The sequence below is a fragment of the Paraferrimonas sp. SM1919 genome (assembly GCF_010993985.1).
Taxonomy (GTDB): Bacteria; Pseudomonadota; Gammaproteobacteria; order Enterobacterales; family Shewanellaceae; genus SM1919.
This window is the reverse complement of the sequence record NZ_WINH01000001.1, coordinates 134,770-160,323: the sequence shown is the minus strand read 5'-3', so window position 1 is coordinate 160,323 and position 25,554 is coordinate 134,770. Positions and strand designations below refer to the sequence as shown.

Annotated in this window: 19 protein-coding genes; 13 read left to right on the top strand and 6 right to left on the bottom strand. The window is 45.1% G+C overall.

Features of this window, described 5'->3' with window-relative positions:
* Window positions 1–105: 105 nt before the first annotated feature.
* Window positions 106–2,934: a TonB-dependent receptor gene (locus tag GFB48_RS00680; RefSeq protein WP_163930150.1), complete on the top strand. Its 2,829-nt coding sequence runs from the start codon at window positions 106–108 to the stop codon at window positions 2,932–2,934.
* A 46-nt stretch (window positions 2,935–2,980) separates the two neighbouring features.
* On the opposite strand, the gene GFB48_RS00675 is transcribed toward GFB48_RS00680, so the two are convergent.
* From GFB48_RS00675 to GFB48_RS00665, 3 genes are all read right to left on the bottom strand, one after another.
* Window positions 2,981–3,511: a dihydrofolate reductase family protein gene (locus GFB48_RS00675; protein ID WP_163930149.1), complete on the bottom strand. Its 531-nt coding sequence runs from the start codon at window positions 3,509–3,511 to the stop codon at window positions 2,981–2,983.
* Window positions 3,512–3,625: 114 nt separating this feature from the next.
* The gene (locus GFB48_RS00670; RefSeq protein WP_163930148.1) at window positions 3,626–4,969 is read right to left on the bottom strand and encodes an MFS transporter; all 1,344 of its coding nucleotides are present in this window, start codon (window positions 4,967–4,969) and stop codon (window positions 3,626–3,628) included.
* A 3-nt stretch (window positions 4,970–4,972) separates the two neighbouring features.
* A complete protein-coding gene (locus GFB48_RS00665; RefSeq protein ID WP_163930146.1) occupies window positions 4,973–5,668 on the bottom strand; it encodes a hypothetical protein in 696 nt (231 codons plus the stop codon).
* Between the two features lie 217 nt (window positions 5,669–5,885).
* On the opposite strand from GFB48_RS00665, the gene GFB48_RS00660 reads away from it, so the two are divergent.
* From GFB48_RS00660 to GFB48_RS00620, 9 genes are read left to right on the top strand one after another with little or no spacing between them, the layout of a single operon-like run.
* Window positions 5,886–7,577 (top strand): carbon-nitrogen hydrolase family protein, encoded by a 1,692-nt coding sequence (locus GFB48_RS00660; protein ID WP_163930144.1) that lies wholly within the window; start codon window positions 5,886–5,888, stop codon window positions 7,575–7,577.
* A 2-nt stretch (window positions 7,578–7,579) separates the two neighbouring features.
* Entirely contained in the window at window positions 7,580–8,308 is a 729-nt protein-coding gene (locus GFB48_RS00655; RefSeq protein WP_205597651.1) for a hypothetical protein, read from the top strand.
* Between the two features lie 12 nt (window positions 8,309–8,320).
* Window positions 8,321–9,589 (top strand): acyl-CoA dehydrogenase family protein, encoded by a 1,269-nt coding sequence (locus tag GFB48_RS00650; protein ID WP_163930142.1) that lies wholly within the window; start codon window positions 8,321–8,323, stop codon window positions 9,587–9,589.
* Window positions 9,590–9,599: 10 nt separating this feature from the next.
* Window positions 9,600–11,030, top strand: a complete 1,431-nt coding sequence (locus tag GFB48_RS00645; protein ID WP_163930140.1) for an aldehyde dehydrogenase — start codon at window positions 9,600–9,602, stop codon at window positions 11,028–11,030.
* Window positions 11,027–12,463 (top strand): aldehyde dehydrogenase, encoded by a 1,437-nt coding sequence (locus tag GFB48_RS00640; RefSeq protein WP_163930138.1) that lies wholly within the window; start codon window positions 11,027–11,029, stop codon window positions 12,461–12,463. Before GFB48_RS00645 ends, GFB48_RS00640 begins: the two co-directional genes overlap by 4 nt.
* Window positions 12,456–13,241: an alpha/beta fold hydrolase gene (locus GFB48_RS00635; RefSeq protein ID WP_163930136.1), complete on the top strand. Its 786-nt coding sequence runs from the start codon at window positions 12,456–12,458 to the stop codon at window positions 13,239–13,241. Before GFB48_RS00640 ends, GFB48_RS00635 begins: the two co-directional genes overlap by 8 nt.
* Before the next feature lie 7 nt (window positions 13,242–13,248).
* Window positions 13,249–13,833 carry an isochorismatase family protein gene (locus GFB48_RS00630; protein WP_163930134.1) on the top strand — a complete coding sequence of 195 codons (585 nt, stop codon included), beginning with the start codon at window positions 13,249–13,251 and terminating at the stop codon, window positions 13,831–13,833.
* Between the two features lie 17 nt (window positions 13,834–13,850).
* Window positions 13,851–15,050 carry an NAD(P)/FAD-dependent oxidoreductase gene (locus GFB48_RS00625; protein ID WP_163930132.1) on the top strand — a complete coding sequence of 400 codons (1,200 nt, stop codon included), beginning with the start codon at window positions 13,851–13,853 and terminating at the stop codon, window positions 15,048–15,050.
* A 10-nt stretch (window positions 15,051–15,060) separates the two neighbouring features.
* Entirely contained in the window at window positions 15,061–15,837 is a 777-nt protein-coding gene (locus GFB48_RS00620; RefSeq protein ID WP_163930130.1) for an Asp/Glu racemase, read from the top strand.
* 64 nt (window positions 15,838–15,901) lie between these two features.
* Here the strand turns inward: GFB48_RS00620 and GFB48_RS00615 are convergent, their stop codons facing one another.
* Window positions 15,902–17,155, bottom strand: a complete 1,254-nt coding sequence (locus GFB48_RS00615; RefSeq protein WP_163930128.1) for a hypothetical protein — start codon at window positions 17,153–17,155, stop codon at window positions 15,902–15,904.
* A gap of 199 nt (window positions 17,156–17,354) precedes the next feature.
* Between GFB48_RS00615 and GFB48_RS00610 the strand changes: the two genes are divergently transcribed.
* Window positions 17,355–17,741, top strand: coding sequence for a VOC family protein (locus GFB48_RS00610; RefSeq protein WP_163930126.1), 387 nt, complete (start codon window positions 17,355–17,357; stop codon window positions 17,739–17,741).
* 247 nt (window positions 17,742–17,988) lie between these two features.
* The gene (gene tmpT, locus GFB48_RS00605) at window positions 17,989–18,621 is read left to right on the top strand and encodes a thiopurine S-methyltransferase (RefSeq protein ID WP_163930124.1); all 633 of its coding nucleotides are present in this window, start codon (window positions 17,989–17,991) and stop codon (window positions 18,619–18,621) included.
* Window positions 18,622–18,688: 67 nt separating this feature from the next.
* On the opposite strand, the gene GFB48_RS00600 is transcribed toward tmpT, so the two are convergent.
* Together GFB48_RS00600 and GFB48_RS00595 are read right to left on the bottom strand one after the other, a co-directional pair.
* Complete coding sequence (locus GFB48_RS00600; RefSeq protein WP_163930122.1) at window positions 18,689–21,577, bottom strand: TonB-dependent receptor; 2,889 nt, start codon at window positions 21,575–21,577, stop codon at window positions 18,689–18,691.
* 250 nt (window positions 21,578–21,827) lie between these two features.
* Window positions 21,828–23,177, bottom strand: a complete 1,350-nt coding sequence (locus GFB48_RS00595) for a M17 family metallopeptidase (protein WP_163930120.1) — start codon at window positions 23,175–23,177, stop codon at window positions 21,828–21,830.
* Between the two features lie 258 nt (window positions 23,178–23,435).
* On the opposite strand from GFB48_RS00595, the gene GFB48_RS00590 reads away from it, so the two are divergent.
* Window positions 23,436–25,496 carry a M13 family metallopeptidase gene (locus GFB48_RS00590; protein WP_163930118.1) on the top strand — a complete coding sequence of 687 codons (2,061 nt, stop codon included), beginning with the start codon at window positions 23,436–23,438 and terminating at the stop codon, window positions 25,494–25,496.
* Window positions 25,497–25,554: the final 58 nt, after the last annotated feature.

Below are 25,554 nucleotides of genomic sequence, written 5' to 3'. Positions count from 1 at the left end.
AATTGAACTGTTCTCGGTGGGTAGTAAATTTGTTTGCGAAATGAGTGATCATTATAAAAATAAATTACTTAACCCCTTTGTCGGGGTTTTTCAGGGAGAGTCATAATGGCTATACAATCAAAAGTTGCTAAGTTTGTGAAAACAACCATGGCATTTGCTGCTGGTTCAGCAGTTTTTAGCGCACCAACTGCATTCGCTCAAGAAGAGTCGGCAGAAGTTGAGCGCGTTGAAGTAACCGGTTCACGCATTAAGCGTGTTGATATGGAGACAGCCTCTCCAGTAACAGTTATTGATGCTTCTGCAATCAAAGCAACTGGTGCAACCTCTATTGATGACGTACTTCGTAAGATGACAGCATCATCTGGTGCGATGACTAACGCAGCGGTAAACAATGGTTCAGGCGGTAAGGCAACGATCAACCTTCGTGGTTTAGGTGCTAACCGTACTCTTGTTCTAGTTAACGGTCGTCGTATGATCGCATCTGGTACAGGCGCAGCTTCAACGGTTGATTTAAACACCATTCCTGTTTCTATGATCCAACGTGTAGAAGTACTAAAAGATGGTGCTTCTGCGGTATACGGTACTGACGCGGTTGCTGGTGTTGTTAACATTATCTTACGTCGTGATTTTGAAGGTTTAGAAATGAACATTCAAAGTGGCGTAACTGGTCATGGTGACGCTCCTGAATCAAGCATTGACTTTACTCTAGGTCACACCTTTGACCGTGGTAACGTGGTAATTAATGCTCAGTACACCAAGCGTGGTGAAGCATCACAAGCCGACCGTGACTTCTCTAGCTGTCCAATTGCTGAAAGTGGCGGTACGACTTTCTGTGCTGGCTCTTCATACTCTGAAGGCGGCCACATTTGGGGTGACGCAATGTTTGACGTTACTCTAACGGGTACTAATTCAGATGGTGATGTGGTTCCTGCAGTTGGTGACCAAGGTTATTATGGTAAGTATGTTGAAGCTCGTGATGCTGATGGCGTTATCGATGCCACTAAAGCCCCTGTATTTAAGACCTGGGGTGCACTAGCGGATGAATCAAGCTCTTACTATGATGCAACCGTAACAGAAGAATTGGCAGCACGTAAACCTGCTAACCATTCTGGCTTAGGTGATGTTTACCACCCGTTCACTAACGAAGATCGTTACAACTACGCTGCAGACAGCTACCTATCGACGCCAATGGAGCGTATTAACCTGACTTTCGCAGGTACCTATGATCTAACTGACGACATGACTTTCTTCACTGAAGCTATGTACACTAAGCGTTGGTCAGAGCAACAAATGGCACCACAGCCTATTTGGAACCCATCAACTTGGGTATACAACCCGAAAAGCGCTGGCGGTTGGATGACTGATAATTTAGTCGGTATCGTACAACCTGGTGAAGGGATTAGCTATGGCCGTCGTATGGTTGAGTCAGGTACCCGTGATTTTGCTCAAACAGTTGATACTGTTCGCTTAGTTGTTGGCCTAGAAGGCGAAATTGGCGATTACACTTGGGATGTTTCATACAACAAGGGTCGTAACGATTCAGTAGATACCCTAGCAAATCTGCACAACCTAGGTTCAATTAACGACGCCGTTCTTGAGGGTTCTTTTGACCCATTTGATCAAGAATCATGGCGTGGCGACAGCATTACTCCGTTTATTTATACTGAACTAAATGCTGGTCAAACTACCCTAGACGTATTCCAAGCGACACTAGCTGGTGAAATTATGGAACTACCTGCGGGACCTCTTGGTTTTGCTGCGGGTTACGAGTGGCGTAAAGAGTCAGCAGCTTATACTCCTGATTCTCTAACCGCTCAAGGTCTGGCGAACGATCCACCGGTTGACCCAACAGCTGGCGAATTTGATGTTAACGAAGCTTATGCTGAATTTGCTATACCACTATTAGCTGACTTACCTCTAGCGCAAAACGTTGACCTATCAGCCGCGATTCGCTACTTCGATTACTCGACTTTTGGTGACGACAATACTTGGAAGCTAGGTCTGACTTGGCGTGTAAACGATGACTTAATGATCCGCGGTAACAAAGCGACTGCTTTCCGTGCACCGACAGTATCTGAGCTTTATGCAGGTAACTCACCTTCATTTGATTACATCAAGCACCCAGCAACGACTCAAGACCAAGCGGTTGTAACTGTGGGTGGTAACGAGTTACTAACTCCAGAAACTGCTGATAACACCACTTTCGGTTTAGTGTACAACCCAAGCTTTGTTGAAGGTCTATCTTTAACCGTTGATTACTATGATATTGCGATCAAGAACACGATTACTGCGGTAGACTCAAACTATATTGCTAACCAGTGTCTAGATGCTAACGGTGCTAAAATCAATACTGGTACTGCCCTATGTCAATCTGCAGGCATTGAGATGGACCAAACTGGCCGTATTAGCTTCTTCAATGGTTTACAAAACGTAGGTGCAACCAATACTAACGGTATTGATGCCAACATCGCTTACAATTTTGAAGCAGCAGGCCTAGACTGGCGTGCAAGCCTTGATACCACTTTCCTGAACAAGTACGAAGAACTTGATCAAGACGGTGTAGCAATTGATTACCTAGGTTACATTACAGGTAACGCTGGTTCATTCGCTAAGCTAAAGTCTAACTTCACTCTTACCGCGAATGCAGAAGATTGGAGCGCAAACTATGAGATGCGTTACATCGGTGAGATGGAAGACTTTGCTTGTCGTACTAACCCAAGTGCATGTTTAGCGCCAAGCGTACCTAGCATTGTTTATCACAGTGTATCTGGTTCAGTTCACGTAACTGACTCGATTAACATCTCTGGTGGTATTAACAACCTACTAGATCAAACGCCTCCGTACTTCACAGGTTACAACGATTCAAACACAGATCCGTACACCTATGACGTTCTAGGTCGTTACTTCTACCTAAAAGCTGGCTTTAAGTTCTAATAGAACTTTCAGCTAGAAACGAAGGCACCCTCGGGTGCCTTTTTGTTTAGGCCCTAACAAACTTACTGCTGACTATCGCATCTAGATATCTTTGGTTGTTGACGTTTTTAAACTTTAGCGGTTCTGCGAGTTCACCAAACAACCGTTTACCGCCTCCTAGTAGTACCGGGATAGTGGTAATGGTCATTTCATCAATCAGATCCTCTTTTAAGAAGTTTTGGATCGTCACCCCACCATCAATATAAAGGTCGTTATAGCCTTTATCCGCCAAATCTTGCACCAGTCGTTTTAAATCCCCCGAGACCATAAAGATTTTGTCTTCTAAACCTGCAGGAGCTTGTTTTAAGGTATTGGATAACACAAATACTGGCTTGGGGTAGGGCCAGTCAATCCCAAAACTTAGTAAGATTTCCATGGTGTTACGACCCATCACTAGGGCGTCAATACTGTCGATAAAGTCATGGTAGCCCATATCATCATTATCTGGGTTTGGTATTTCGTGCAGCCAATCAACGCCGCCACTCTTGTCGGCAATGTAGCCGTCTAGAGAAGTTGCTATAAATACTTTGTTTGCCATGCTGTTTCTCGCTTTCTCGCTTTCTCGCTTTCTCGCTTTCTCGCTTTCTCGCTTAAGGAATTGTAGCAACTAAAAAGGGAGCGCAGGCTCCCTTCGTTATGCAGTAAAACCTAATTATACTGGCTGCGAAATTTCAGCACTTTCATCAAGGTTTTGTTGCTCATCATTATGGTCTGGTTTAACGATCTTATTGCGTACTGAGAAGCCATATATTGCTACCAGTAGGCCACAGAAACCAACAAATACAAATGGACCAGATTGATCCCAGTGATCAAATAGGTAACCACCGATTACCGATGATACTAGAATACCAATAGCACCACACAGGTTGAAAATACCAAATACGGCGCCGCGGGTTTTAGACGGAGTTTGCTGAGCAATCAACACGCCAGAGGTAATGATGCCGCCGATTTCACTCAAACCAATAAGGATCACAACCACAATCATGGCACCGCCAAATGGGTCATTAATTAAGTAGGTACCACAGTAACCAAAGAAGGTGAGGACTAGGGCGATTAGTAGCGCAGAAACGCGGTTAATTTTATCCGTCAAAATACCAAAAACAGGCGCACCTAATAATGCCACACCTTGAGCCATACCTACGTACATACCCGCTTTTGTTAGAGCATCGCCAGCAGTCATTCCCGCCTCAGAGGTACCATAATTACTGATCCACAGGGTCATAAATGCACCAACAATAGTCAGGTTTGCGCGAGACACAAATGCGGCACCATAAGCCAAGCGTATACCGGGGTCTTTAGCGGCTTTGATGCCATTAGCTAGCATGGTCGTTAATGCAGGGCCGGCAGCACTGTCATTAGCCAAGCCTTTTTTTAGTCCGATAAATGATAACAGAGCAAGAGCTATGGCGATAAAGATAGCCACATCGAAGGTTCTAAATCCTGCCTCCATGCTGTCGGCACCGCCACTGATAAAAATCTGCGGCAATTTGAGTAGGACAAACAACGCCACCATGGCCCCAATACCGTTACAAACCCCTTGTAAGCCCGCCGCCTTGCCTCTGCTGACGTCTTTGGTGTAGTCAGCCAGTAGCGCCACGATCATACAAGTGGCAGCTGCGATCCCAACACCATAAATACAACGGTAAATGAGTAGCTCATTAACGCTTTCAGCGCGGGGATAAAGGTAAAATGACACTGCCACTAGGGCAAAGCCAATGGTAATAACTAAGCGTCGTCCAATCTTGTCAGAAATCGCCCCCCATAAAGAGACGGTAGCAATAATGGCAATTTCGCCAGCAAAGTTAAGTTTGCCGGCAACTGAGCCATGTTCACTTTGAGGAATATTCATCATCTCTGCAAACAAGAAAGGTTGCACTGCGTTAATGAAAGTTCCCAATAAAATGGTGGCGACACAGGTTAAATAGAAAGTCAGCATATTGGGTGTCGTGACCCCAGGGCTAACAAAGACTCCAAGTAATTTCTTTTGACTGTTCATGTATTAAGCCCTAGCTGTAGTAAGTGATTGAGGTTCGGTAACTTGTTTGTAAAGCATCCATGCAGCGAGTGCTAGGGTGCCTTGGGTGAATGTATTGGCAAATTGGGCAATCCATTGGGAACTTTCACCCGGCGGCAGTGCCCGTCCTAGGCCTGACATCACCAGTACTAAAATAAAGTTCAAAATAAATAGGCTGGCGGCCACCGTCGTGCCTTGGCTGCGACTTAACTTAAAGGCGTGAATGGCCATAATAAAGTTACTGACGGTTAGCATGGTTAGGGCGATAAAGAACCAACCCTTACCATCTTTGGTTAGACCTAAATAGGCGCTTGCACCTAATACTAATAGGATGGCACTTGCTGGGCAGCGCCAAGCAGTGGTTTTCACTGGGTTATTGGCAATTTCACGACGGGTTGCCCACAGCACATAAACTAAAATGGTAAAGCCTGCTGCCATCATGGGGATAAGTTGGTTACTCATCCAAATGGTTGCTTCACCATCTACGCCTTGGGAAATAACCAACTTCCAAGAGGCCTTAATAAAGCCAGCAATAGTAATAAGCACTGCCCCAACAGTAGCCGCTTGGGTGAATCTAGGAGCAAGTTGGCGCACCGTTTTTGTTAAGTAGAACAGTCCAGTAGCAAATAACAGAACTGGTATGTAATCGTACAGTGCGAGCCCCAATGAGTATTGATACATATCAAGCCTTCCCTATTTTTTTTGAATTTTAGTTCCCGTGAAATCACTAACTAAGTTAACTTAATGTTAACAAGTTAAGCCTGATTAATGTCAATTGGTTTGATTTTGATCAGTGGCTTTACAATTTAAAAAGATATATTGTTAAGTCATTAAGTCAACAGGAACTTGCCGACCTATTACACTCTAGGTTGGTATAAAAAAATAAAGAGGGATAGTTATGAGAGTTGCTGCTGCTCAGTTTGCTGTTGGAAATGATGTCCATAAAAATTTGCAAACCTGCTTACGAATGATTGCCGAGGCGGCGAAATGTCAGCCTGATTTAATTCAATTACCAGAGTTTTGTAATCACAATTCTTGGTATGACAATCAAGAGCATTGTTATGAAGTGTCGGTAAGCCTTGATGATGAGTTTATGACGGCAATTAAGCAAGCAGCGGTAGAGGCGGGTTGTTACCTTGTTATTAACTGTACTCTTCGAAAAGAGTTTCCTAAGGCAGCGAGCTCTAACATTCTCATTAACGCTAACGGTGAAATTGTCAACATCACCGATAAGCAAGTATTGCTTGGCCATGAAAATGATTTCTTAATTGCGGCAACCACAGAATCAGAAATTATCTCCACAGAGTTTGGCCAGTTAGGGCTCTATTGTTGTATGGATGGTGTGATCAACGAACCGCCAAGGGCGTTGGCCTTAAATGGTGCCCAGTTAATTTGCAATGCATTGAATTCCTTTGCAATAGATGAAGGCAATATGCATATTCCTGTACGTGCAGCTGAAAATAAGGTGTTCGTGGTAGCGGCAAATAAAGTGGGGCCATTGATACCTGAAGAATTATTGCAGCCAGTCTCTCAAGCGACTTCAATTCCTATAGAGTTTTTATCCGGTGCGGGTGACAGTCAAATTGTGGCACCTGATGGCACAGTGCTTGCCCTTGCTGGTAAAGAAGAGCAGGTTATTTGGGCTGATATCGATTTATCCCAAGCTGATAATAAAAAGCGACCCGATGGCACCGATATCTTTTTCAATCGTCGACCACAGTTATATCAAAATTTAATCGCTGATCCCGCTTCATTAACCTTACCTGAATTTGCTCAAATTAAAGATATAGCTGCTGCTGCGATTAGCCCTAAAGGCCACGGCTTTGCCGCCCTTGAAGATGCTTTAGAGCAAATCATAGCGGTGGTCTCTCAGGGGGCCAAGCTGATTAGCTTACCGGAACTGTTTTGGACGGAGCAAAAGTCATTAGAGCAAGTTGCAGCTGACAGTGATGCAGTCATCGAAGCTATTGCTGGCGCCTTGAGTCAAGGGGCGTTAGCCGCCACTTCTATTGTTAGGGCAAGCGGCTCCGGCTTTCGTCATAGCGCAGTATTGATTAGTGAAAATGGGGTGGTATTGGAGCAGGGCCAAGTGCATGCGAGTAATACTAACCCATGGACTGAACTTACTGATGAATTGGTGACCTATGGCAGTAACTTTGGCCGACTCGCACTTTGTGTGGAAGATGACGCCATTTACCCGGAATGGCTGCGTCAAATTGCCATGCAAGGAGTACAAACGGTACTGATGTGTTTGCGAGCTGATGAAGCCTGGCAATCACAAACGGGGATCAGAGAACGGGCTGCAGAAAACCGTGTCAATATTGTGGCAGCAACGCCTTTGGCTAAAGATCTAATTATATGTCAGTTACAGCATGATTTTACCGTAATGACACCGTGGAAGACTCGCCCATTTGATGGCAAGCTTTCCGATTCGCAATGGATAACAGGGGCAGGGGATAGTGGCACCATTATGGGGCTTGTACAACCCATTGCCGCAGCCAATAAAATGGTTTCCCACCGGACCCACCTAATCGATAACAGGCCTTGGCATACCCTTGCGCCATTAGTCGCTATAAAGCAAGGAGCATAATCATGCCGATGAGTCTACCGCAAAAATTGTTTAACGAGACTTTAGCCAAGGTCGTTGAAGCGTTCAATATGCATGAAGTATTAGGTCCTGATGGTGGCCCATATCTGACGCTGACCTCCCATGTTCCTATGGCAGCAGGAGCCATTGGTCAGGTACGTGTATTTGAGGGTGGACCGCTAGATAAGCTGGTGACTTGTTCCATTGTGGTGCCAGCTATCTTCCTAGATTCACACATGATTTATGGCTTTATGCCAGCAAATAGTCCAATTCCGCACTTTACCCTAGATTCGGTAAAAGCCGGTGAGCATAACTCATTCCACTTGGATTTAACCCCGCGCGTTGATTTAGGGGCGAACTTTAATTACATGCAAGAGATCTATCAGCCGTTGACTGAACTGTATGAAGCGTCGAATAAAATTGAAGGCTTAACCCCTGCACATATCTCACCACGCCAGCGTGCGATTATGTCGCCATGGATGATGGTAAACCGTTCAACCGACGAAGCGTTTGAAAAGATTTTCCCTGTGGTAGATGACTACTTTAACCATTGGCTGTCGATTGTGAATAAGGGTTTATCGGACATTTACCCAGAGCAACAATTAAGGGAACGAGATAGTGCCAACCGAGCCATGATTTTCTCTGCAGAAATCGACCCAGTATGGCCACGTATCACCCAATTAATTGGTGAACAATCTAGCCAAAGCTTACGTCAATTACTATTAGGTCAATAAGGAGGCTTCACCATGAAATATACCGGCGAATATTTTGTAGAAGACATGAGTGCTGCTGAACTTGATCGTGCTGCTAAAGTAGAATCAGTGCTTGAAACAATTAAAGCAGCAGCAATTGAAGTTGATCGAAGTGGTGAGTTCCATCTGCCCCATGTGAAAACATTATCCGATGCAGGTCTACTGGGCTTAATTATTCCAGAGGAACACGGAGGCTTAGGTGGGGGACTGCGTGATTTTGCGGCAGCCTGTTTTGCCCTAGGTAGTGTCTGTCCTTCTACTGCGTTAACGTTTTTCTTCCACTGTTCAAGTGCTTCCCGTGGCTTGCTAGCAAAAGATGCTTTAGAAGCCGGTTTATTCAGCGAACAAGAGGCGCCTATTGTTAATGCCTTTGCCGACAAGGTGCTTAACACCATGGGTAAAGAGGGCAAGTGGCTAGCCAATTTTGCTTCAGAGTCGGTTAAATCTGAAAAAGCGGCTATTACCATTAGCACCAAAGCCACTAAAGTGGATGGTGGTTACCTGATCAATGGTGTCAAATCCTTTGGTTGTGCTACTGGAGTTGCCGATCAATACCTAGTAACTGCAGGACTTGATGGCGTCGAAGACGCTTCTGGTCTGTCGACCTTCTTTATTGACCGTGATGCCAAAGGGGTCTCAGAGCGACAAAAATGGGATGCTATTGGTATGCGTGGCTCGGCGACCCATGGTTTAATTTTAAAGGATGTATTTGTTGCAGATGATTGCGCCTTAACGGTCCCGGCCGCTTTTACTCGCTGCATGCAAATGAGCCGTGGCTCTTTTGTGGGTAACCAATTAGCCGGTATTGCGGTATATCTAGGTCAAGCTTGGTCAATTTACACAGAAACCGTAAAGCAGTTATCAAGCACTAAGTTTGGTGATTCGGATAAGTCGATTGCCCAGTCGCCAATGCACCAACAATTGATTGGTGAAATGATGGCGGATTTAGAAACTGCAAAACTGTGGTTAACTCGTCAATTGCAGTTAGAAACCGCACAACCAGAAATTTTACCCAAGGCAGAAGTGGTAAAACGCTGGCGTTTATGCAAAGGCCAAGTTGCCGAATACGGCTTTAAAGTGGCGATGAATGCCCTTAAGTGTACCGGCACATCAGGCACAGGCTTTAGTTCTAAAAGCGCCCGTGGGCTGCGTGATATGGCAATGGCTTTAGTGCAAGCTTTCCCAGCTGAACGTGGCCGTTTAATGGCAGCGCAAATGGAAGTGGAAGGGGTGGAACAAAGTCAATTTGGAGTGGGTCATTAGGGATTTATTTATGGTTTTGCCAGACTTTAATAATTGGATAAACAATTCATGGCAGCGCCCAGAATATGCTTTAGAGCAGTCCTTAACTAATGCTTCTAGTGGGGTTGAGATAGGTCAACCACTCTCAAGCTCTAAGGAGCAAATTGAACAAGCAATAGTGGTGGCTAATCGTAGTTTTGAAAATGGTGTTTGGTCTGAGTTGAGCAATCAAGTTCGATCGCAGTATTTATTACAAGTGGCAGACCGATTAGACCAACAATTGGCCGCGATAGCTGCTGTTGATACTGTGCAAACAGGAGTCAATATCAAGTTGACTACAGCCTTTGCGCAGGTGTGTTCACAAGCGTTTCGGATCAGTGCCAATATTCTGAGTACCAGTTCGAATCAAACTTGGCTAGCCACTCAGGATAAAAAGGTGTTAGTTGAGCGCTTTCCTTTAGGTGTCGCGGCGATTATAGCGCCATGGAATGCACCAGCAGGGATTGCTTGTCACAAATTAGCCTCAGCCTTGGCCGCTGGCTGTAGTGTGATCTTCAAACCATCAGAGTGGGCAGCAGGCAGTGCCCAATACATTGCCCAAGCCCTTGCTCAAGCTGAGCTACCTGCTGGCGTATTTCAAATGCTCCACGGTGATGCGGGAGTTGGAGCACAGATTGTCGATGACCACCGGGTCAATTGCGTTTCATTTACCGGAGGGGCGCTTGCCGGGGCGGCTGTAGGCAAAAGCTGCGGCCAGAACATTAAACCCATGCAGCTAGAACTCGGTGGTAACAATCCAATGATTGTTTTCGCGGGTGCGGATCTTGATGCCGCTGCTGATGCTGTGGTGGCTGGGTTAGTGACGATGAATGCTCAATGGTGCCGAGCTTTGGGGCGCTTATTAATTCAAGAGTCTATTCAAGCTGAGTTATTGGCTAAGGTTCGAGAGCGCTTAGCTAAAGTGGTTATGGGGGATGCCAGTGATCCTGAGGTGCAAATGGGGCCGATGATCCATAAAGGTCATCTGCAGCATTTACAGGCTCGGATTAATCATTACCAAGCATTAGGGGCTCGCATTGAACAAATTACCCCATTGCCTGATTTAAATGGTTGGTTTCTAGCGCCTACTTTAGTGCATGATTTAGACCCAAGCCTCACCCTGGAAGAGACCTTTGGTCCAGTGGCTTGTGTACACACCTTTAAAGACGAAACCGAAGCAAAAATGCTTGCTAACCAAACCGTTTATGGTTTGGCCGCATACATTTTTGCCGAAACTGATTTCGCTTGGCAGTTTGCTCGCAAGGTGCGCGCAGGCGTGATTAAAATTAATAAGTTGAGCCTATTTGGCTTAAGTCCTGATGCGCCTCGTCCAGCATGGGGTAAAAGCGGCGTAGCCGATGAGGGCAATATGGCCACCTTTGAGTTCTTTAGGGGCTCGAAAGTGATAGGAGAGCCAGCATGAGGCAAGGATTATTAATGATTGGTGGCAATAAAGTGGCTGCCCAATCTGGCGAAACTTTTGCAGTATTCAATCCAGATACCCAGCAAGTGTTTGCCCATGTGGCACGCGCCGGTGTTAATGATGTGGAGCAGGCGGTTGCCAGTGCCCAAAAAGGGTTTAAACAGTGGTCAGCGCTGGCACCTAAAGAGCGTGAGCAAGTGTTATTAAAAGCCGCTGAACTGATTGAAGCCCAAGGCATGGAGCGCTTGCTCGACATCTTAATTGATGAAAGCGGCTCGGCCATCACCAAAGCCACCTTTGAAATTAACTATACCGTTGATTTACTGCGCACCGCCGCGGGAGAGGTGCGTCGTTTATATGGTGAAACGTTCCCGAATGATAACCCTAATCGCATGTCGATGGTGATGCGTAATCCAATTGGTGTAGTCGCGGTGGTTTCGCCGTACAACGCCCCCTTATCATTGCTAACAAAAATGGCGGCATTTCCGTTGGCAGCAGGTAATGCCATTGTTATTAAACCCTCAGAAGAAACCCCAATAATTGCACTCGAATTGGCCGATATTTTATGGCAAGCGGGCATTCCCAAAGATGCCGTCAACGTGGTTTGTGGCTTTGGCGAGGACTGTGGTGCACCACTGACTAACCATAAAGACGTCGATTGCATTGCCTTAACCGGTTCAAGCCAAACGGGTATTGCCGTAGGCCAAGCAGCGATTAAGCGTATGGTTCGTGCTCAGCTTGAGCTAGGTGGTAAAAGTGCGGCACTGGTACTAAAGGACATGGATCCAGTTAAAGCCGCCCAAATTGTGGCCCAGGGTATTTTTACCCATGCTGGTCAAATCTGTATGGCCAACTCAAGGGTGGTGGTTGCCAAAGAAATTTTTGAGCAATTCTGCAGGGCCTTAAAAGCGGCGGCAGAGAGCCTAATTATTGGCGAGTTAAGAAGCCCTGCTTGTATCTATGGGCCGCTTATCAATCAAAAAGCGGTTGATAAGGTTGATACTTTGGTACGGCAAGCCGTAAGCGAAGGGGCTAGTCTTCTAACCGGTGGTAAGGTGAAACGTGGCTTGGTGTATGAACCAACGGTATTGGTTAACCCAAGTCGAGAATCGGGCGCCTGGCGTGAAGAGTTATTTGGCCCCGTGGCCTGTGTGGTGAGTTGTGATGATATCGACCAAGGTATCGAGCTGGCGAATGACTCTGATTACGGTTTATCTGCCAGTGTGCTGACTAAAAACATTGCTTGGGCGATGCGCGCGGCTAAAGAAATTGATGCCGGTGCGGTGCATGTGGGCATGCATTCATTTCAGTCTAATGCGTTAGCACCGATTGGTGGCTCTAAGTTATCCGGTATTGGCCGTAGTGGTGGCGCCTACTCTACCGAAGAGTTTACCGAGCTTAAATGGATTTCAATTGAGCTAAGCGATGACTAATACCATTGTTAAAGGTTATCTCAATAATGAGACAGAGCAGTTGCACCTGGCTAGTTGTGGCGATCCATCATTACCGAAATTGGTGTTACTGCATCAGGTGCCCAGTCATCTGGATATGTATCAAAAATTGATGCCACTACTTAGTGAACATTTTTTTGTGATCGCGCCAGATTTGCCAGGCTTAGGTCAGTCACAAGCCCTTAGTAGTCAAAACATAGAACTGATGACCGTGCACCTTATTAAGCATATTGAAGCTGAGTTTGGCAAAGTAGATTATTTGTTTGGTCACCATAGCGGTGCCAGTGTCGCAGCCCAGTGGGCCGCCAACTCTAAGGTAAAGGCATTGGTGCTCTCTGGTCCGCCTTGGCTTACTGAAAAGCAGCGTGCAGGCTTAGTGGCCAGTGTCGCCGATAATACTCCAGTGGCAGATGGTACCCATCTTGTGAATATGTGGGCGAAGTTAAGTGCTAAAGACCCTCAAGCCGATTTGTCAGTGGTCAATCGTGAATTACTCAGTGCTATTGCCTGCCAAGGCGCTTACAAACAAACTTACCAAGCAATTTTGGATCATGACTTGGGGCAGTGTCTAAATACAATTAGCTGTCCAACATTAGTATTTGCTGGGATACATGACCCATTATTAACTGGCGTGAAACCCAGTTTATTTGTATTACAACAGGGCTGCACGATATCGCCACCAAATACCGGTGGCTATATTTGCGATACCCACCCGCAGTGGTTAAGTGAGCAGCTTATCCAGTTTTTCCAAAACAAGTGAGCAAGTCATGGACTTACAAAGAAACTATGTCGAACTTGGAGATAAACCGGCGCTATTGCTGGTGGATATGATTAAAGGTTTTACCTCAAGTGAATGCCCTCTTGGTACCGATTGCCCTGAGGTTGTGGCTGCCAATAAAGTTTTACTTGATGTCTTTCGTGCTAAAGGCTTACCCGTCATTTACACCACAGTGGTGTATGACGATGCCAGCCAAGCTAAGGTATTTCGCGCCCGCATTAATGCCCTTAATTTATTACAAAGGGGAAGTCATTGGTGTGAAGTGGATGAGCGCCTAGCCATGCGTGATGGTGAAATACTGATTGAAAAACAATGGGCCAGTAGCTTTCATAAAACCCACCTCGATGCCACCTTACAAGAATTAGGCGTTAATGGCCTAGTGGTTACCGGTTTAACCACCAGTGGCTGTGTCCGTGCCTCGGTAGTTGACGCTTTGCAATACGATTATCCAACGGTGGTCGCCCTTGAAGCGGTTGGCGATAGAAATAACGAAGCACATCAAGCGAATTTGTTTGATATGCATGCCAAATATGCAGATGTAATGTCCGTTAAAGACATTATCAAAGTCCTGTAGAGACAAGGAGTTATACTATGCCTAAACCTGTAATTATTGCTGGGGCAGGGCCTGCGGGTTCAGTGCTGGCGCTGTCTTTAGCTAAGGCAAATATCGATGTTATCTTGCTAGAAAAGTTTGATTCACTGCCTATCGATTTACGAGCATCAACCTTTCACCCGCCTTCATTAGAATTGCTAGAAGGGCTAGGAGTGATCCAGCCAATGCTAGATAAAGGTTTGATTGTTGATAGATACCAATATCGCGATCGGAAAACCGGTGAAGTGGCTGAATTTAATATGAAAGCCATTAGTGATATTACTCGCCATCCTTATCGTTTACAGCTCGAACAATATGAGCTTACTCATATTATTTATGATGAACTGAAACAATACCCAAATGTAAAAGTGTTGTTTGGTCATAAATTAATAGGCTTTGAACAAGATAATAATCAAGTGCAGGTTGATGTTGAGTACGAGGGGCAAGCTAAAAGGTTAGTTGGCAGTTACTTACTTGGTTGTGACGGTGCATCATCAAATGTGCGTAAGAGTGCTGGTATTGATTATGAAGGTTTCACCTATGATGAAAACTTCCTTGTGGTCTCTACCTCATTCCCGTTTGAAGAGGTGTTTGAAAACCTGTCTTACGTTAATTATGTGTCAGATCCTGATCAGTGGTGCGTGATTTTACGTACCGACAAACTGTGGCGGGTACTATGGCCAACCGATCCTAATGAAAAGAATTTAGACAAATACCTAGAAGCCGATTTCATTCAGGCGCAATTGCAAAAGCTGCATCCCAAAGAGGGCGACTATGATATTGGCCATAAGACCCTTTATAAGGTGCATCAGCGTGTGGCCAAAGATTACTACCAAGGCCGTATGGTATTAGTCGGAGATGCTTGCCATATCAACAATCCACTGGGCGGCATGGGCATGAACGGTGGCTTACATGACGCCTTTAACTTGGCCGACAAGCTTATCCGCATTATTAATGATGGTGAAGACCATGCGGCGCTATTTGCCCATTACCAGCGTCAGCGCAAAGACTTAGCGGTACAGTTCGTGCAAAAGCACACCATTGAGAACAAAAAGTTGATGGAAGCAAACGATCCAGATGTGCAGCGTAAGCGTCAGGCCATGTTTATGGCAACCGCGGCCGATCCTGTTAAGGCTAAAGCCTTTATTCGTGAGCGAGCCATGATTGATTGTTTAAACGAGTCTGAAGCGGTTCAATAAGGAAATTATTATGCTTAATTATCAAATTGCCAAGCGTGCTCAAATTGGGGTGATCATTCCCTCAACCAATACTGGGGTTGAGTACGATCTGCAAAAGTTTGGCCTTGATGGTGTGACCTGGCACCCTTCGCGTTTTTTTATCGAGTTACGTAACTGGGCCGATGAAATGGAGAAAACCGGTGAAAACGAGAACAGCGTATTTGAACGCTTTCTTGAGATCATGCGTGGTGAAATCCCCTATTCAATTCGTAACGTGATGTCGGCCAAGGTCAACCACATTATGTTAGGCATGTCGGCGGAAACCTTTTGGGGCGGTCTAGAGGGTAACATTGCCTTTGAGCAAGAAATCCGTGATCAAATTGGCGATCTTGGGTTAACTACTGGTGCCACCGCCACCAAAGAAGCCCTTGATTGCTTTGGCGCTAAAACCATTTCGGTGATCACTCCATACCCACAGGTGGGGGACGAAAACGTGATCCGTTTCTTTACCGATATCGGCTTTAAGGTGCATAAGGTGAAAGGCTTAAACCGCCCATCCGCGACCGCCATTGCCGAGACCGAGATCAAGCAAGTGATTGATGCCATTTATGAAGTGGATGCCCCACAGGTAGATGCTATCGTCCAGTGTGGTACCAACTTGTCGACCGTGGACTTGTTCCCAACCTTTGAGCATATTTTGGATAAGCCGTTGATTCCAATTAATGTGGCGACGGTTTGGCATGCTTTGCGTGCCTGTGGGATTGACGACAAGATTACCGGGCATGGCCGTTTGTTGGAAGAATTTTAGTCGACACTGCTCTTATTAGTGAGAAAGCCAAGCTGTTATTAGTTTGGCTTTTTTATTTCCAATATTAAAGCTGATTAGGGAGTGTTTCTGGCAGCCATTGCAAGAGGGCGCTGGCCAGTTCTGGGTTGGGCTCGATGGTGATGTAGCCATCGTAACTGTATGAGCGGCTTTTGGTGTCATTGAAGTCGCTGATGTAGTAGAAATACTCACCGGTTTGGGCGGCATGCATCAAGTTTCGTAAGTCTTCTTGTGCTAATAAATGCAGGTGTTCACTTTGCCAGATATAAAGATCAACCACATCGGCAACCGCAGGAATATTGTTCGCGGATGCTAATAATTCTTCCGCACCCTTTATGCCGTTATCTACTTGTTCTTGGGCGAACAGAACATACTCTTGTTTTGCCTGGTCATCCATAATTCTATGGCTCAATAAGTAGTGGACTTGCGTTTGTAGCTGCAATGCTGGGGTGTGTCCCTTAGTAATGAGTTCACGCCTTAATTTTGTCACCTGTTGTTCATATTGCTCAAGCTTGTTAAATTGTGCAATTTGTGGATCATCACGATATAAAATATCCAGCACCCACCACCACAATTGCTGATATTGCAGTTCGCCTTTTTGCGCCAGTTCTTGAAGCAGTAAGGCTTCTTCCGATTTTTCTAAATAGCTACCAAATCTATGCCCTTGGATGTGGATTATGATGCCATCAAATTTAACCTTATGGCCGTAGGCGTTGATTTCGAAATAGTTTTTTTGACAGCTTTGAGGGATTTCTTGAAAGTTGCCATTTTTGATATTGGTGTGGCAGATTTCACTGCCTAGAACAAAGCTGTAATACCCTAGCGCTGGAACTGTCAGTACTAGAAACAGCGGCATGATGGCCTTATCAATAAAGGAGGGAGTACGGTGATTAAAGGGGGTGCTCTTATTTTCGATAAGGGCAAACTCTTCTACTAGAGCTAATTTTTGCTTGCTTGCGATAAAGGCAGTAGCAAAACAGATAGGCGTAAATAAGTACCAGCCACCATTAACCTGTAATGAATAGCCAGACCACAAGTAATAACCGCTGGTGACGAGGGCAATCATAAGTCGACTAGAACTGGAGTAGAGCCTTCCTACAAAGCCCGCATAGCCAGCACTGATGATAGGAATAAGAATGCAAGCTGTCACTAAACCGAAAATGATATCTGGGCCGATTAATGCAGTGACGAGGCTGCAAAATATTAATCCAATAAGGCAAGCAAATAGCGCCAAGATAGGCCTTTCTTGTTTGCTTAGTCTTATGAATGCTTTTTCTAGCTCTTCCCTGCTATAGCTCATTAGTCATCTTATCCTTAATAGTGAAGCTGTATTTTTACGGATGAATATAAAACAGGCAAGTTATTTTTTGATACCTACATTAAGGAGATAGTTTGAAAAATGGGTGAGCTTATCTAATCTATTCCCACAAAATAATTAGTGATATAGCAGTTAACTTCTGCTTAAATGGAATGCCAGCTATCTGAAAAAGGAATTTAAGATGTCACAAATATCAACCCATCTTATGTTTGATGGTGTCGCCCAACAGGCAATGGAGTTCTATGTTAATTTGTTTCCCCATTCTGAAATTACCGAGCTGAAACTGTATGAAGAAGGTGTATTAACGGGTAAGGTACAGCGTGCCCGCTTTTATCTAGCCGATCAGGCGTTTGTGTGTATTGATACCCCAGTAAAAAATGAATACACCTTTTCACCCTCTACCTCTATTTATTTTGAATGCGAGTCTGAAGAGGAGATCAATCGATTGTTTAGCATTTTGTCGGAAGGTGGTGAGGTATACAAAGCGCTGGCGAACCATGGACTTAGTGAAAAATACGCTTGGTTTAGTGATCGTTTCGGTGTTGCTTGGCAGTTAACTTATAATTAGCACAACAGCGAATATTGAGGCATCAGCAACAGGTGCCTTGATGATTTAGCCCCCAAATAGCATCTGTAATACAAATATGACGGCTACAAAGCTAAGTAAAACTAAGCTAACGATTCCACCTAACACCTTCAAGATTAATGTGATCATAATTCACCTCACGATAGCGGTTAACTCTTGTTAACTATAGTCAGCAAAACCACTTAATGATAAGTTTGAACAAAAATAATCAGAGATTTAGAGGGTTAACATGCAAGCTGAGTTTTGGCATGACAAATGGGAAAAAGGCCAAATAGGCTTTCATGAAGGCCAAGCCAATGAGGCTTTGGTAAAGCACTGGTCGGCACTGGAAATCGAGTCAGGGGCGACTGTATTTGTACCTTTGTGCGGTAAAACAAAAGATATTGCTTGGTTTCTGTCACAAGGGTTAAAAGTCGTTGGTGCTGAGCTTAATTCGTTAGCGGTTGAACAATTATTTAGCGAGCTTGGTGTCAAACCTAATATAAAACAAGTTGGGGAATTTAAGCGTTACCAATACCAAGATTTAACGGTTTATCAAGGTGACTTTTTTCAATTAGATTCAACCACTCTAGGTCAGGTAGACGTGATTTACGATAGGGCTGCGCTGGTGGCTTTACCAGAGGCGATGCGTCAGCAATACGTTAAACATTTACAAGCAATTAGCCTTAATGCCCAGCAATTTTTGATTAGCTTTGATTACCCACAACAACGGATGGCTGGCCCTCCATTTGCGGTCAGTGCCGCTATGGTGAACGAGTATTATCAAGGCAGTTATCAAATTAACGCTTTAGAGCAGGGGATAATTCCACTAGGACTTAAGGGTAAGGTCGACATTAACCAAACCGTATTCTGGCTAAAGTAATCACCTGAATTCGGGATAACAAAAAGGCTAACCTAGGGTTAGCCTTTATTTTATTACACGTCAGTCATTACCAAACGAATCGTGCGCCAATAGCGTAGCGAGCTTCGTTCTCTTGGGCGCGTAACATTTGCTCCTCATAGCGGCCGTGAATACGGCTGCTTGCGTTCAGAATGTTAATACCCTCAGCTTGTACGCTGATTTGCTCGTTAATTTGGTAGCTCATACTAAAGTCCAGCTGACCATAGGCTTCGGTAAACTGTGGTGCTGGACCACCGGCCTCAGCTTGGCCCATGCTTGATAGGAATTTATCACGCCAGTTGTAGGCGATACGAGTCTGGAAGCCATCTTTATCGTAGAATAGGGCGGCGTTTGCGGTATCACTTAGACCCGGTAAAGCAAACTGCTCAGTTGTGCTCTCAACATCATATTGAGTATCACCAAATACCGCAGTGTAGTTCACGGCAGAGCCAAAACCAGAGTCGCCAAACCAGTGCTGCAGCGCCATCTCAAAGCCATTAATATTCAGCTTTTCAACGTTATTTGGACGACTGATTAACCATTCGGCATCATCTGCACCAAGGGTATGCTCAATCTGACCGTTGGCGTTGCCATAACCGTTGTCAATTAACCAGTTGAATACGGCTTCATCACTTGGGGTACCGCCTGCTGCAATGATTTCATCACGGGCTTGGTTAGCGGCATCACTCTTGTATGGGTCTTGGATGTGATCAAAAGTTAACGTATCAATGGTGTTCACTAGGAAGTTTTCTACGTCCTTGTTAAACCAACCCACAGAAACATAGCTGGCATCACCATAGTAGTACTCGAGCGACAGGTCGATATTATTGGCGGTGTATGGTTTTAGTTGGGTATTACCCGCAAAGCCTGAACGTGAACCGACTTTAGGCAGCGCCGTCAGTGAAGTGGTTGCACGCATTGCACCGAGACTTGGACGTGTCATGGTCTTGGAGTATGAGAAACGACCCACTAGGTTATCGCTAATGTCTAATTTCGCATCTAGGTTAGGTAAAAACTCACTGTATGAGTTGGTTTCATTTGAGTAAGTTTGCTCATCGGCATAAACAGTCTGCCATTCAGTCGGGTTTAACCAAACGATGCTTAGTGCTTCTTGTTGCAGTGAATTAGCGGTGACATCTGTTTGCTCATAACGTAAACCCGTAGTAATGGTTAACGGCATATCTGCAATTTCGGTCTCAAAATTGGCTTGAACATAAGCAGAAGCGGTTTGTTCTTGAATTTTGTGGTCGTCGCTAAACGGTGCAGATTGATAGTTTACGCCATACTCGCTCTCAGCCCAAGCCATCATCGATGCTTGATCATAAGTATGGTAGTAAGGAATGATCATATCACTGCCGCCGCCACTAAAGCTGCCTAAAAAGTCGCTGTCTAACTCAACTAATGTAAGCTTATCTGCAACGGCACCTTTGTTGCCGTACCAGCCAGCACTAATTGGACCTGTGTAGCTGCCTTGGGCGTGGGTGTTCATATCTAAATAACCGACACCGAACTGAATAGAGGTCAGGGCATTCATGGCATCGTTTTCCCACTGACCATCAAGTTGTACTTGATTCACTTCAGTTTGGTTGCGACCTGCGCGCACACCGGCAAATAAGGTGGCGTAATCTTCTGGGTGAATATTCACCGCACCAGGGGTGTTGCTGTCATCAAAGGTTGCTGACAATAATGGAATGTCAGTGCTGCTGGCATCATAGCTTTTATCGAGTACATTCAATGCACCCGCGATAAAGAATTTGTTGTCAGCATTTTGACCAAGGGAGCCATTGGCTGTGGCCTTAGAGCTGTGGGCATCAAAAACAAAGCTTAGGTTATCAGTGGCGAAATATTTAGTATTAAAGCCTAAAGAATGGTTTTCGCTTTCGCTGCCGTTTTGGTGCATGGTAGCGGAATAGTCACCACCCACTTCGGTGACCATATCAAAAGTACCATTTTCATTGATATGGGCGTAAGTGGCATTACCAGGGCCTGAGAACCAAAGGCCGAAGGTATCCGCTAAGGCATTATCAGTTAGCTTTGAGTAGGTGTAATCTACGGTAAACTCTAAGTCGTCAGAAGCTTGATATTGGGCTACCGCTTGGGCGTTGGTACGGTTACGCTCAATGTTAGTGATAGAGTAACCAATGTTACGGGCATAGAAGGTATTACCGTATGGGTTTTGGTTATTGTTGATTACCACTGCATTAGGGTTTAATTCTTCATGGATATTTTGACGCCAGCCATCAATGGTCGCCGCTTTAATAGTAGAATTACGCTTCATGTGCGATGCAGAAACACCTAAACCTAATTTGCCATCAAGCAGGTGCTTACTGAATAAACCAGAAATTTCATGGGTCAGTTTATCGTTGTCCTCAACACCTGTGTCATGCAGGCCTTTTACACCAATGGTGGCAACGGTTTCTTCACCATCTAGTGGGCGAGCAGTCTGAATGTTAACCGTAGAACCAATGCCGCCTGAAGCTAAATTGGCTTGACCGGTTTTAACCACATCAACAGCACTGACAGTGTCAGAAGATAGGTTAGCAAAGTTGAATGAACGGGTTGATTCGCCGCTCACCTGCGCCGTTGGCATCACGCGATTATTTAGCAGAACTAAGTTAAATTCTGGACCAAAGCCGCGCACGGTAATTTTTGAGCCTTCACCGTTAACACGGTCAATAGAAACACCAGTGATACGTTGAAGAGATTCGGCTAGGTTAGTATCTGGGAACTTACCAATATCCTCTGCAGAAATGGAATCAACCACACCTTCTGAACCACGCTTGGTCGCCAGTGATTTTTGCATACTGCCACGCATGCCTTTAACTTCAATAACTTCAACTTGCTGCTCTTGGGCTTGGGCAAGTGTGGAAACTGCAAGAAGTGCAGATAGGCTGGCCGCCAGTTTTGTCTTTCTCATAGAACCCTGTCTCATGTTCATTTACTCCTTGAACTGTAACAACGATGCGCATTTATTAAATTATTGTGAAAGCGCTTACATAGGATTGTATTTTCACGAATTTATCATTTCAAATTTGTAAATTAGAGGTGTTTTTTTGATGAAGTTGTGGCCAAGGCGCGTTCAAAATGTGCACATGTGTTAACGGTGTGTTTGTTTTTGGGGTATGGGTGTTAAGGGGTTGTTGATTTGCAATGGCTTGCAAATCAACAACCTTGGAGGGCGCGAAATATTAGCTAAAGCGTTGTTGTAAGTACTCAAAACAGGCTCGAATAGCAAATGCTTCACCACCTACTGGTCGGCCTGGTAAATGACGAGTGTTAAATGCCATAACGTCAAAGTGTACCCATGGGATGTCTTTTTCTACAAAGTTTTCAAGGTATAGGGCGGCAGTAATGGCGCCACCAAAAGGTGTCGAACCACAGTTGCTCATATCAGCAATCGTGCTAGAGAATAATGAACGGTAATGCTTATAAAGAGGCATGCGCCATACTTGATCTTGCACTTGTTCACCGGCGTCAAACAACGCATTTGCAACTTTAGTGTCGTTGGCGAAATAACCTGGAAGCTCAGTGCCTAGGGCGATGCGCATCGCTCCCGTTAAGGTCGCAAAATCAATAATCAGTTCAGGATCTTCGCTGCTAGCAGTGGTTAAAGCATCACATAGAATTAAGCGACCTTCAGCATCAGTATTATCAATCTCTACCGTTTGCCCTGAGCGAGTAGTGATCACATCGCCAGGTCTGAAGGCATTGTTGGATATGGCGTTTTCCACCGCAGGCACCAGCACAGTTAAGTTAACGGGCAGCTTGGCAGCCATAATCAGCTGGGCTAGGCCAATCACATGAGCAGCACCACCCATGTCTTTTTTCATGTTACGCATGCCGGCGGCTGGTTTAATGTCTAGGCCTCCAGAGTCAAAGCATACACCTTTACCCACTAAGGTCAGTTTAGGGGCATCGGCGTTACCCCAGTCTAAACGTAATAGCCGAGGAGCATGCACGCTGGCGCGGCCAACTGCGTGAATCGTCGGGTAGTTCTGCTCTAGCAGTTCATCGCCAACAATTTCAGTGAATTGCCCAGAAAAATCAGTAGCGAGTTTTTGCATGATGTCAGAAATGTCTTCTGGCATCATGTCAGAAGCGGGGGTGTTTACCATGTCACGCACTAGGTTTACGGCGCTGACTTGCTGCTGAATTTGTTCAACCAGCTCTTGATCATTAATGTTCAGTGTTGCTCTGGGGGCGGCTTTTTTATAATCACTGAATTGGTATGCGCCCAGTGCCCAGCTCAAGCCAATATTAAAAGCGATATCATCATTGTCGGCATCTAAAAGGTACTGACCTTCAGGTAAGTTTTTCGATAAATCACCCGCTAACCAAAGCTCGCTTAGATCTTTTACCACAACAATAACTTGTAAGCTGTCTTGATGAGGAATTAAGGCAAAGCCCTTACCATTAAAACTATTTGTCAGCCAAGTCTGTGTGCTGACAGGCTGTTGTTGTAACCAGGTCGAGTATTGCGGTTGAGCAATAAAACGAATTTTGTGACCATTATTGGCGTAAGCAATGTGATGTGGCATAACTGTTCTCGTGTCTGATGTTGACTTTCCTTTTATCATAAAAGAAAGCGGCGAGATAAGGTATACCTAAGCATATTGTTTATAGCAATGGCATAATAAATTCTGATTAAGCATACCGAAAATGATAATGACAAAAAAATCAAGACTTTGTTGCAAGATGTTGCCATATGTTGACCCTAACTTCTAATGCTGGCAATCTTGTCAAGTATCTGTAATTGTATACAAATTATTTTTTAATATAAAAATCAAGGAAAGAAAATGAAACCTTCAATTATTGCTGTTGCATTATCTGCAGCTTTATTGGCGGGTTGCACTCCCTCTGAGCAACAGTCAGAGGTAGCCACAACCCAAGTCGCAGCTAAAGCTGAATTAGGCAGCTTTGGTATTGATTTGTCGGCTCGTAATGAAGCGATTAAAGCAGGTGATGACTTCTTCATGTATGCCAGTGGTACTTGGTATGATAGTTACGAAATGCCAGCAGATAAAACCCGCTATGGTGCCTTTACTGCATTAGCAGAAAAGAGTGAAGAGCGTGTTAAAGCTATTATTGAAGAGATTGCGGCTAAATCTGAACTGAACGCTGAAGAAAAGCTTATTCGTGATTATTACGATGCCTTCATGGATACCGAAACCCTAGACAAACTGGGTATCAAGCCAATTCAAGCTAACCTTGATGCCATTACTGCCGTATCAAAAGTGGAAGACTTGGTCGCAATTTGGGGTGAAAACTGGCTTAACGGTATTTCTGCTCCAATTTGGAACTACCTATCTTTCAACCGTTTAGACCCGAATGCCTATGAAATATCAGTAGGTGCGGGCGGCCTAGGTTTACCTGACCGCTCATACTACCTAGAACAAGGTGAGCGTTTCGATAAAATTCGCGCCGCTTACTTAACTCACATCGCGCAAATGTTAGACTTTACAGGTGCTAAAGATTCTGCGGCAAAAGCAGAAGCGATCCTTGCGCTTGAGACGAAAATTGCAGAGGGCCACTGGCCACGTGAGAAGCGCCGTAACCGCGACTTAACCTTAAACCAAGTAAGCCGTGACGAGTTAAAAGCACAATATGCGGGCTTTGATTGGGACGGTTATTTTGCTAAAACTGGCTTTAAGGTGCCAGCCCTAAACGTATCTCAGCCTGAACCTATCAAAGCGATGATCAAGCTTATCAATACTGAAAGCTTGGACACTTGGAAAGATTACGCCACTTACCACGCAGTGAAAAATGCTGCCCCTTACCTATCAACTGAAATTGGCCAAGCCAATTTTGATTTCTTTGGCAAAGTATTATCTGGCCAGCAAGAGCAAAAGCCACGCTGGAAACGCGCCATCAGCGCCATTGGCGGTACTGAGTCCTTAGGTTTTGCTCTAGGTAAAGTGTATGTAGATAAGCACTTCCCAGAGTCATCAAAAGCGCAAATGAGCGAGCTTGTTGAAAACCTACGTACTGCCATGGGGCAACGTATTGACGGTTTAGATTGGATGGGTGAAGCCACTAAAGTCGAGGCTCGTGCGAAACTGGCGGCTTTTGCACCTAAAATTGGTTACCCTGATGAGTGGGTAAGCCTAGAAGGTTTGACTCTGTCCAACAATGATCTTGTTGGCAATATGCAAAGTCTAACTCAGTTCTTCCATGCCCGTGATGTTGCTGATGAATTAGAAGTAACCGACCGTAAGCGTTGGTTTATGCCACCTCAACAGGTAAACGCTTACTACAACCCATCGTTTAACGAAATTGTATTCCCAGCAGCGATTCTACAAGCGCCATTTTTTGACCCAGCTGCCGATGACGCGGTGAACTACGGCGCGATTGGTGCGGTGATTGGTCATGAAATGGGCCACGGTTTTGATGACCAAGGTTCAAAATCTGACGCTAACGGCATTCAGCGTAACTGGTGGACGGACGAAGACCGTGCTGCATTTGAAGCTAAAGCTGACATGCTTGCCGCTCAATACAGCAAGTATGAGCCAATCAAAGATAACTTTGTAAACGGCCGCAACTCTCTGGGTGAAAACATTGGTGATGTGGGTGGCCTAGCGATGGCATACCACGCCTATAAGTTAAGTTTAAATGGTAAAGAAGCGCCAGTGATTGATGGTCTAACGGGCGATCAGCGTTTCTTCCTAGCTTGGGCACAAGTTTGGAAAGAAAAGCGCACCGAAGAGTCTATGCTTAACCAACTTCGCGCCGGTACCCATGCCCCTGGCAAAGTGCGTGCTCAAGCACCACGCAACCATGATGCATGGTATGAAGCCTTTGGCGTGAAAGAGGGGGATGCCCTTTACCTTCCACCTGAAGAGCGCGTACGCATCTGGTAATCATCAAAAGTAATAAAAAACGCCAACCATGAATATGGTTGGCGTTTTTTGTATCTTG

What these genes read in the sequence shown, in the direction of transcription:
- GFB48_RS00680 (WP_163930150.1), top strand. Translation starts at nt 106, where the DNA reads ATGGCTATACAATCAAAAGTTGCTAAGTTTGTGAAAACAACCATGGCA.
- GFB48_RS00675 (WP_163930149.1), bottom strand. Translation starts at nt 3,511, where the DNA reads ATGGCAAACAAAGTATTTATAGCAACTTCTCTAGACGGCTACATTGCC.
- GFB48_RS00670 (WP_163930148.1), bottom strand. Translation starts at nt 4,969, where the DNA reads ATGAACAGTCAAAAGAAATTACTTGGAGTCTTTGTTAGCCCTGGGGTC.
- GFB48_RS00665 (WP_163930146.1), bottom strand. Translation starts at nt 5,668, where the DNA reads ATGTATCAATACTCATTGGGGCTCGCACTGTACGATTACATACCAGTT.
- GFB48_RS00660 (WP_163930144.1), top strand. Translation starts at nt 5,886, where the DNA reads ATGAGAGTTGCTGCTGCTCAGTTTGCTGTTGGAAATGATGTCCATAAA.
- GFB48_RS00655 (WP_205597651.1), top strand. Translation starts at nt 7,580, where the DNA reads ATGCCGATGAGTCTACCGCAAAAATTGTTTAACGAGACTTTAGCCAAG.
- GFB48_RS00650 (WP_163930142.1), top strand. Translation starts at nt 8,321, where the DNA reads ATGAAATATACCGGCGAATATTTTGTAGAAGACATGAGTGCTGCTGAA.
- GFB48_RS00645 (WP_163930140.1), top strand. Translation starts at nt 9,600, where the DNA reads ATGGTTTTGCCAGACTTTAATAATTGGATAAACAATTCATGGCAGCGC.
- GFB48_RS00640 (WP_163930138.1), top strand. Translation starts at nt 11,027, where the DNA reads ATGAGGCAAGGATTATTAATGATTGGTGGCAATAAAGTGGCTGCCCAA.
- GFB48_RS00635 (WP_163930136.1), top strand. Translation starts at nt 12,456, where the DNA reads ATGACTAATACCATTGTTAAAGGTTATCTCAATAATGAGACAGAGCAG.
- GFB48_RS00630 (WP_163930134.1), top strand. Translation starts at nt 13,249, where the DNA reads ATGGACTTACAAAGAAACTATGTCGAACTTGGAGATAAACCGGCGCTA.
- GFB48_RS00625 (WP_163930132.1), top strand. Translation starts at nt 13,851, where the DNA reads ATGCCTAAACCTGTAATTATTGCTGGGGCAGGGCCTGCGGGTTCAGTG.
- GFB48_RS00620 (WP_163930130.1), top strand. Translation starts at nt 15,061, where the DNA reads ATGCTTAATTATCAAATTGCCAAGCGTGCTCAAATTGGGGTGATCATT.
- GFB48_RS00615 (WP_163930128.1), bottom strand. Translation starts at nt 17,155, where the DNA reads ATGAGCTATAGCAGGGAAGAGCTAGAAAAAGCATTCATAAGACTAAGC.
- GFB48_RS00610 (WP_163930126.1), top strand. Translation starts at nt 17,355, where the DNA reads ATGTCACAAATATCAACCCATCTTATGTTTGATGGTGTCGCCCAACAG.
- tmpT (WP_163930124.1), top strand. Translation starts at nt 17,989, where the DNA reads ATGCAAGCTGAGTTTTGGCATGACAAATGGGAAAAAGGCCAAATAGGC.
- GFB48_RS00600 (WP_163930122.1), bottom strand. Translation starts at nt 21,577, where the DNA reads ATGAACATGAGACAGGGTTCTATGAGAAAGACAAAACTGGCGGCCAGC.
- GFB48_RS00595 (WP_163930120.1), bottom strand. Translation starts at nt 23,177, where the DNA reads ATGCCACATCACATTGCTTACGCCAATAATGGTCACAAAATTCGTTTT.
- GFB48_RS00590 (WP_163930118.1), top strand. Translation starts at nt 23,436, where the DNA reads ATGAAACCTTCAATTATTGCTGTTGCATTATCTGCAGCTTTATTGGCG.